At 42.7% G+C, this 7629-nt stretch carries 8 protein-coding genes and 1 tRNA gene; 5 read left to right on the top strand and 4 right to left on the bottom strand.

The features are described 5' to 3' along the window. Positions 1–42: 42 nt before the first annotated feature. On the top strand, positions 43–1602 hold the full coding sequence (locus MRT15_RS07785) for a glycoside hydrolase family 3 protein (protein WP_304329492.1): 1560 nt from the start codon (positions 43–45) through the stop codon (positions 1600–1602). Here MRT15_RS07785 and MRT15_RS07780 read toward each other — a convergent pair. Genes MRT15_RS07780 through MRT15_RS07770 form a run of 3 tightly spaced genes read right to left on the bottom strand, consistent with a single transcriptional unit; the run spans position 1599 to position 4600 of the window. After that, positions 1599–2738, bottom strand: a complete 1140-nt coding sequence (locus tag MRT15_RS07780; protein WP_304329490.1) for a DUF1343 domain-containing protein — start codon at positions 2736–2738, stop codon at positions 1599–1601. The two genes, MRT15_RS07785 and MRT15_RS07780, sit on opposite strands and share 4 nt — an antisense overlap. Continuing rightward, on the bottom strand, positions 2725–3666 hold the full coding sequence (gene murQ, locus MRT15_RS07775) for an N-acetylmuramic acid 6-phosphate etherase (protein WP_304329489.1): 942 nt from the start codon (positions 3664–3666) through the stop codon (positions 2725–2727). The genes MRT15_RS07780 and murQ overlap by 14 nt, the downstream gene beginning before the upstream one ends. Beyond that, complete coding sequence (locus MRT15_RS07770; RefSeq protein WP_304329488.1) at positions 3659–4600, bottom strand: N-acetylglucosamine kinase; 942 nt, start codon at positions 4598–4600, stop codon at positions 3659–3661. Before MRT15_RS07770 ends, murQ begins: the two co-directional genes overlap by 8 nt. A gap of 112 nt (positions 4601–4712) precedes the next feature. Here MRT15_RS07770 and MRT15_RS07765 point away from each other — a divergent pair, with 112 nt between their 5' ends. From MRT15_RS07765 to MRT15_RS07750, 4 genes are all read left to right on the top strand, one after another. Next, a complete protein-coding gene (locus MRT15_RS07765; protein WP_304329487.1) occupies positions 4713–5363 on the top strand; it encodes a thioredoxin family protein in 651 nt (216 codons plus the stop codon). Positions 5364–5439: 76 nt separating this feature from the next. Continuing rightward, complete coding sequence (locus MRT15_RS07760; RefSeq protein WP_304329486.1) at positions 5440–6843, top strand: dihydroorotase family protein; 1404 nt, start codon at positions 5440–5442, stop codon at positions 6841–6843. Then, entirely contained in the window at positions 6833–7264 is a 432-nt protein-coding gene (locus MRT15_RS07755; protein ID WP_304329485.1) for an OsmC family protein, read from the top strand. The genes MRT15_RS07760 and MRT15_RS07755 overlap by 11 nt, the downstream gene beginning before the upstream one ends. Positions 7265–7305: 41 nt before the next feature. Then, a tRNA-Gln gene (locus MRT15_RS07750) sits at positions 7306–7381 on the top strand. 10 nt (positions 7382–7391) lie between these two features. Here the strand turns inward: MRT15_RS07750 and MRT15_RS07745 are convergent. Continuing rightward, on the bottom strand, positions 7392–7629 hold a 238-nt coding region (locus tag MRT15_RS07745; RefSeq protein ID WP_304329484.1), incomplete at its 5' end, for a hypothetical protein.

The raw sequence follows: 7629 nt of genomic DNA, 5'->3' as shown, positions 1-7629 counted from the left end.
TTTTAAGTTTTCCCGTTATGAATTAGTTTTGGTGTATGAAATTTGGATTTGGACTTCTTGGCTGGACAGATGATTATGATGGGATTTAAGGGGTATGAATTGGATTCTGAGCTTATGGATGTTTTGAGGAGGGTTAAGCCATGCGGCTTAGTCTTATTTCAGAGGAATATTAGGGGGTTGACCCATGTTAAGAGGCTTATAGGTGAAATTCAAGATTACGCTTCAAATATCGGTTTACCAAAACTCCTCGTAGCCTTGGATCATGAGGGGGGTGTGGTTTTCAGGTCTGAGAGACTTACTCCACTACCAAGTGCCATGGCCCTTGGAGCTTCAGGGGATCCATCCAATGTGGAGTGTGTAGCTAGGATTGCTGGTGAAGAGCTTAAGGCTTTGGGTTTCAATGTGAATTTCGCCCCAGTTGCAGATTTGAATACTAATCCCAGGAATCCAGTTATAGGTTTAAGGTCTTTTGGTGATGATCCCGATGCAGTTTCTGTTATGGTTTCAAAGTATGTTTCCACATTGCAATCCATTGGGGTTATGGCTACGGCTAAACATTTCCCAGGTCATGGCGATACATCCATAGATTCACATATAGATCTCCCAAAAGTTGATGCTGATCTTGATTTGCTTATGGCTAGGGAGCTTAAACCATTTAAGGCTGCCATAGATGCTGATGTGGCTCTAATAATGACTTCCCATGTATCCTTCCCAAAGATTGATGAAACCGGTCTCCCTGCAACTCTATCTAAGAAGATTTTGAGGGATATTTTGAGGGGGCTTCTCAAGTTTAATGGTCTCATAATTTCAGATGCCCTTGAAATGAAGGCTATTAGTGGTAGGTTTGATGTTGGGGAAGTTGCATTTCATGGTTTAAATGCTGGATTAAACGTCTTCCTAAGATGTGATGATTATGATTCTGTTTTCGAATTGAAGGATGCAATAATTAAGTGCATTAAGAGTGGTAGGGTTGATCAAAGCGTCCTTTATGATTCTTATGCTAAGATTGAGGCTGTTAGGGGTAGGATTAAGTCTGCTTTAAATCTTCATCCACCAGTCAAGCTTTCACAATCCCTTTTCAGGAGGAATAGGGTGGCATCTAGGGATATATCCTTAAACGCCATAACTCTAGTTAATGGTGAAGCCTTTAAGCCCATTAAGGATTTGAATTCCATAGTTATTTTGATTCCAAAACCTCTTGAACGATTCCTCTCCAAATTCGATTGTGATGTTGTTGGTATGGTTGTGGGTGAGTTTGGAAGTTATGTGGAGAACATTGTCTTATACTTTTATGATGAGAGCTCCCCCATTGATGATATTTTGGAGGCTTCCCGAAACGTTGATGGAGTCATATTCTTCACATATAATGCCATATTCAACGATTTCCAGATGAATTTGTATAGGATTGTTAGGGATAGAGTTTCTGCGATTGTTGTTGCTGGTTTGCCGTATGATGTTGAGCTCATTGGTGATTCTAAGCCAATCCTATTAACCTACGGTTTGAATCCACCCTCACTTTCAGCTCTCGTGGATGTTTTATGTGGTTTTGAGGGGGCTCGTGGGAAGCTTCCAGTTAAGCTTAGACATCATGCTTCTGGTTAGTAGATGTGGTAATTCTCCTTCTCATATGCGTATTTTATGAGTTCCCCCTCCAGTTCATCCACTATGCTCCATGGATCTCCACCTTCATCTATCCCCCTCCTAACCCTATCATCCCCAACGAGCATATCTATCCAGTATCCCCCCTTAACCTTCCTCCACCTAAACTTGTCTGGATATAGCCTTTTAACCGTGCTTATTACTTGTATTCCTGTTAGGAATGGTCTGAATGATTCTCTGTCTGTTATGTGTATTTCCACTCCACTGCATATTTTGCCAGCATACTTCCCCCTCCAAGGCTTGAATGCCACTGGTCTGAATCCAACTCCAGTTAATCCAACCCTATTTAGTTCTTCGGCGAGCTTCTTCCCCTTAATCCATGGGGCTCCAATTATTTGGAATGGTTTTGCAGTCCCCCTCCCCTCAGATATGTTTGTCCCCTCTATTAGGCATGTTCCAACATACACTTGTGTTGTTTCATGTGTTGGCATGTTTGGGGATGTATACATCCATGGTAGCCCTGTTTGATCGAACCATAGGCTTCTATTCCACCCTTCCATGGCTACAACTTTAACTTCAGCCTTTAAATTGTATTTCTCATTTAGGTATGTGGCTAATTCACCTATCGTCAATCCATATCTCACTGGTATTTCCGCTATTCCAATGGGTGACTTGTATTGTGTTTTCAGTATGGCTCCCTCAACTATCTCCCCTGTTAGTGGGTTTGGTCTATCCAGCACTATTATTGGTTTTGAGTATTCCCCACATGCTTCTATGCAGTGGTATAGTGTGGATATGTATGTGTACCATCTTACACCAACATCTTGTAGATCGAACATCAATGCATCCACATCTTCCAAATCGGTTTTATTCGGCTTTAAACTCTCACCATATATGCTTTTCAATTCCACATCGTATTCCTCATCCCTCTCTTCACATGCATCAACAAGTTTGAATCCATGTTCTGGTGTGAGAACCCTCTTAACTTTGCATTTCCCCTTAACCCTAGCTTCATCTATTATGTGTGTGAATTGTGGTGTCATGCTCGATTGGTTTGCCACTATGGCTACACTTCCACCCCTCACATCCTTAAACTCTTCCTCTGCATAAACTTCCAATCCAACCTTAACTCTTCCCACCCCTCTTCGCCTCCGCAATTTCTATTGCCTTTGACGGTATCCCCCCAGCTTCTTTAAGTAGCTCTTTTGCTTTCTCAGCATTTAAGCCTGTCTTAGCCATTATTATTGCCAATGTAACGTTCCCTCCAGCTTCAATGAGCTTTTCCCCTGCCTCCTCATATGATACTCCAGCTTCCTCCATTATTATCCTCTTGGCTCTCTCCCTAAGCTTCTCACTGGCTGGTGTAAGGTTTATCATTAATCCACTTTTCACCCTTCCAAGCTTCATCATCGTAGCCGTGCTCATCATGGTTAATATAACCTTCTGTGCAGTTGCAGCCTTCATCCTAGTGGATCCAGTAACTATTTCTGGCCCTGTTTCTGGGGCTATTAGTATATCCGCATGTTTCACTATCTCCCCCCTCCTATTGCTGGTTATGGCTATGGTTTTTGCTCCAACTTCCTTTGCATATTTTAATGCTGATATGACGAATGGTGTTCTCCCACTGGCACTTATCCCCACCACTACGTCACCGCAATTCAATCTTCTGGCTTTAAGTTCCCTTATAGCCATTTCCGAGTCGTCTTCAGCCCCCTCCACTGGTCTAAATACTGCTCCAGGTCCACCTGCAATTATTGCTTCCACCATTTCTGGTCCAACGTTGAATGTTGGTAGGAGTTCAGCTGCATCCATTACTGCCAGTCTACCACTTGTTCCAGCTCCAACATATATTAGTTTCCCACCTTTTGATAATGCTTCAACGATGGTTTCAACGGCTTTCGCTATGTTTTCCAGTTCCCTTGAAACTGCTTCTATGGCCCTCTTATCCTCTTCATTTATCCTCTTCAATATCTCTATTGTGGGTTGCTCCTCCAATTTTACATTCAAATTTATCCTAGCTTCAGTGGGAGCTTCCTTCAATTCTTCGAAAATCCTTCTTTCATGCATTCGCCCACCCCTCAATATTCCTAATAACTTCCTCATTTACTTTTAATCCAGCTTCTTCTATTGCCATTAATATTGCTCCAGCAACCCCCCTATAACTGCATTTACATATCTTTACATTTGGGTATTCTGATTCCACGTATCCTCTTATTGCATCAATTAGTTTACTTGAAGTTTTGAATACTCCACCTGAACAGTATACTTCGCATTTGTTTACTCCACTCCTCTTTATCAGTATCTTTATTAGCCTTGCAAGTTCCCATGCTGCTTCCATCATTATCTCACTAGCCTCTTCATCCCCCTCCTCGAAGGCTTTAGCCACATCCTCAGCTATCTTCGCTATTTCCACAATTCCCATTCCACCATAAACCTTCTCCACAATCTTTTGCGGTTTATCGGCATTCAATTTCCCCATGATCTTTAAGGCTAGGTTTGTAGGCTGTTTACCCTCATCATACCCCCTTAATATTTTGCTTATGGCTTTCCTAGCTATCCAGAATCCACTCCCCTCATCCCCAAGTAGGTATCCCCATCCTCCAGCTCTTAGTGGTTTACCATTAACTTCCATGTATGCTATGGATCCAGTTCCACATATTAGTATCATCTTCTCCCCCTCCCCTCTCGGTGTGGCTTTGTATGCTATTTTTGCATCTGATGTTAGTATCACCTTCTCGGCATAATCCTCCTTCAAGGCATTCATTATCAGCTCCCTATTCCTCTCATTTTCCAGTCCAGCTGCCCCTATAACGCACACCTTTGCTTTCCCCTCCAACTTAACTGCTTCTAAAGCTTCCAGCAAATTCCTCTTTGCTTCTTCGAATCCCACTGCATTTATGTTTATGCTTCCGGAGGTATGCCTCTTCACTAGCTTCCCATTTATTAGTGTTGAAGCTGCTTCTGTTTTGCTTCCTCCACCGTCAACTCCAATAACGTACATCAATCCCACTCATCCACACTATTCTTATCGTAACCTTTCAAAATTAATTGTTTTCCCCACTATTTTGGAAAAGTTAATATTTCATGGATTCCACATTTTTAGTGGTGTCTATTTGAGGATTATTCCAGATGATTATGTGGATGAGGTTAAGGGGATTCTCAGCGGATTAAGGGATAATGTTAGGGTTTTATTGTTTACTCAGAGGTATAAGTGTGCTGGTTGTAGGGAGGCTGAAGCCCTACTTCAAGATTTATCGGAATTATCCAGTAAGATTGTTTTGGAGAAGTATGTTTATGAGGATTCTAGGGGGAAGTTTAATGAGTACAATGTAACCTATGTTCCCACGATAATAGTGGTTTCACCGCAAACTGGTGGTATGGCTAGGTTTCTAGGAGTCCCATTGGGTTATGAGTTTTCAAGTTTACTTGAAGATTTAATTCATGCATCCACTGGGGAAACCCATCTTCCAAAATCGGTTGTTCGGGCTGTGGGTGAAGTGAATGTGGATGTCGATGTTAAGGTTTTCGTAACCCTCTCATGTCCATACTGCCCCATGGCTGTGGGCGTCGCCCACTCCTTCTCGCTAATAAATCCGAAGATTAAGAGTGAAATGATAGATGCATCCCTATTCCCAAACCTTGCATTGAAGTATTCCGTTTCAGCAGTTCCAAAGACTGTTATAAATGATTCCATTGAGATTGTGGGGGCTTACCCCCCTGAAGCCTTATTGCAGAAGATACTTGAGGCTGTTAAGCGTAGGTAGATGCCTCGCCCAATTTAATGGTTTAACCATACCTTTATTTATTTATGAATCCATCAATTCTATTGGTGATTGTTTTATGGTTAAATATGATTTGGTTTTGAAGGGTGGATTCGTTGTGGATCCTAAGAATGGTTTGGAGGATTACATGGATATAGGGGTTTCCCGTGGCGTTGTGGTTGAATTGGATTCAGATATTGACCCTAGATATGCAGCTGAGGTTTTGGATGTATCTGATAGGATAGTTTTCCCTGGGGTTATAGATTCACATACCCATATTGGTAGGATGGGGCATAGGATGATGGCTAAGGTTGGGGTTGTAACTGCCATAGATATGTCTGCATCCATGGAGTCCATAGCTATGAATATGAGGAATTATGGTGCTGGATTGAATGTTGGAACAGTTACCAATATTAGGAACTATCATCCTAAGGCTGGTGAAACTCTTGGCACCAGCGAGATTAGGGATGCAATTTCAAAGGCTATGGGTGAAGGATCCCTTGGAATAAAGATTACTGGTGGACACAACCCCTTCACACCTGAAACTACCGCTGAGATTATAAGTGAATGTAATGAGGCTGGATGCTACATAGCCTTCCATGTTGGTACAACTAGGACTGGTAGTGATTTGAATGGATTCTTGGAGGCTTTAGATTTGGCTGGAGGTAATGGTCTCCACATAGCCCACGTTAACAGTTATTGTAGGGGGCTTATTGAAGATCCTGTTTATGAAGCTTTGAAGGCAATTTCAGCCTTGAAGGGTAGGAAGAGGATTGCCTCAGAATCATATTTGGCATTGATAAATGGCACCAGCGGTTTATGTGTTGGTGATGTTCCAGCCAGCCATGTTACTAGGAATTGTTTGAAGATGAGGGGGTATCCCGTATCCAAGGCTGGATTGGAGAAGGCCATAAGGGATGGATACGCCCATGTTAGGGTTGAGGCTGGCGGTGAATCGGTACTCGTTACAGGTGAGGAGGGGGTTAGATTGTGGCTTGAAGCTGGAACTGATATTGGCATAAGCTTCCCGGTAAATGATCCTGAAGCTCAAATAGTTTTGGCCACTGCTAAGGATGGTGGGAAGTTTGTCGTTGACGCCATTAGCACTGATGGTGGGGATATACCTAGAAATGTCCAGGTGGAGTATGGGATGCTCCTAGTAAAGTTTGGTGCTCTTAGTTTGAGGGATTTAGCCGTTAAACTATCATTGAATCCTGCCATGATGTTTGGTTTGGAGGGGAAGGGGCATCTTGGGGTTGGAGCCGATGCAGATATAACCGTCATAGACCCATTGACTGGAACTGCATGTATGGGTATTTCTGGGGGGAGGGTTATAATGGTGGACGGTGTGGTTGTGGGTTCTGGCGGTAGGATTATAACCACTGAGCATGGCTTAGATAATGTTAAGAAGTATGGTTTTGAATGTAAAGTTGCAGATCTATCGAAGGCTAAGATATATTCTGGGGTGATATATGGTGGTTAATGTCGATGTCCACTTGCAATTCATACCTGGAGTAGGATTTATGGCTAGGAACAGTCAGAATCAAGTTGTATTGATGAAGGCTCCAATACCAGATATTCCACCTGCAGGTCCAAGCCCAATGGAGCTTCTACTAATGGCTTTAGCTGGATGTACAGGCTACGATGTCCTCTCAATACTTTTCAAGATGAGGCAGAAGGTTGAATCCTTCGAGATTCATGTTAGTGGGGTTAGGAGGGATGAGGATCCACGGGTATACACATATGTGGATTTAAAGTATATTGTCCGTGGAGATGTGGATGAGAAGAAGCTTTCAGAAGCCATTAAGCTCTCCATGGAGAAGTATTGCTCCGTCTCAGCTATGCTTAGGGATGGCGGTGTAAAGATAAATGTTTCCCATGAAATTCATAGAGCTTCAAATTGAGATAAATTTTTACAGTTGAACTTTCAAAATATTTTTGGGTTAGCCGGGTGGTGTAGCGGCCAAGCATGACGGGCTCTGGCCCCGTCGACGGGAGTTCGAATCTCCCCCCGGCTACCATAAATTTAAATCATAGATTTCTAATTTTATGCAGCCTATTCCTCTCCACGTATAGGTCTATCTTCCCATCCTCTAATACTGTGAATTCCACTGGTTGTTTTACACCATTGGACCATATGTAGAATTTCAGTGTTTCAAGGTTATCGTCGCATGGTATTAGTGGTGTTGACATGTCTGTCCATTCATCCTTCTGCTCCATGTATAGCATTCCACCCCTTGAAACCACATTTACCCTTATAGCTCCACCA

It is taken from the genome of Candidatus Culexarchaeum yellowstonense (assembly GCF_024707025.1).
GTDB lineage: Archaea > Thermoproteota > Methanomethylicia > Culexarchaeales > Culexarchaeaceae > Culexarchaeum.
The sequence above is the reverse complement of the archived record's forward strand: the minus strand, read 5'-3'. Positions and strand labels throughout refer to the sequence as shown.

What these genes read in the sequence shown, in the direction of transcription:
- murQ (WP_304329489.1), bottom strand. Translation starts at nt 3,666, where the DNA reads ATGCATGAAAGAAGGATTTTCGAAGAATTGAAGGAAGCTCCCACTGAA.
- MRT15_RS07770 (WP_304329488.1), bottom strand. Translation starts at nt 4,600, where the DNA reads ATGTACGTTATTGGAGTTGACGGTGGAGGAAGCAAAACAGAAGCAGCT.
- MRT15_RS07760 (WP_304329486.1), top strand. Translation starts at nt 5,440, where the DNA reads ATGGTTAAATATGATTTGGTTTTGAAGGGTGGATTCGTTGTGGATCCT.
- MRT15_RS07755 (WP_304329485.1), top strand. Translation starts at nt 6,833, where the DNA reads ATGGTGGTTAATGTCGATGTCCACTTGCAATTCATACCTGGAGTAGGA.